The sequence below is a fragment of the Streptomyces sp. WM6372 genome, from assembly GCF_001279655.1.
In the GTDB taxonomy this organism is placed as follows: domain Bacteria; phylum Actinomycetota; class Actinomycetes; order Streptomycetales; family Streptomycetaceae; genus Streptomyces.
This window is the reverse complement of record NZ_LGDB01000150.1, coordinates 1-285: the sequence shown is the minus strand read 5'-3', so window position 1 is coordinate 285 and position 285 is coordinate 1. Positions and strand designations below refer to the sequence as shown.

Annotated in this window: 1 protein-coding gene; it reads right to left on the bottom strand. The window is 71.6% G+C overall.

Annotated elements, in window-relative coordinates; all coding sequences use genetic code 11:
• Positions 1–285 (bottom strand): condensation domain-containing protein (locus tag ADK52_RS12895; protein ID WP_159045923.1); only part of this gene is annotated, 285 nt, incomplete at both ends.

Sequence of the window (285 nt, the reverse complement as noted above, 5' to 3'; positions counted from 1 at the left end):
AGCCACCGGTACCCGCCCCGCACGCACCGGCGCGAGCCGGGTCGCTTCCTCCACACCCGCCAGGGACCGCCGCCACGCCTCCTCGGCCGCACCACGATCTTGCTGCGCCACCCACGCCAGATAATCCCGGTAGGGGGTGAGGGTCTCCAGGTCCCCGCCTTGCCCGCCCTGGCCGTAGGCGATGAACAGCTCGCGCATGAGCACGGGCAGGGACCAGCCGTCCAGCAGCAGGTGATGGCAGGTGAACACCAGCCGGAAGCGCTGGTGGCCGAGGCGGAGCAGTGT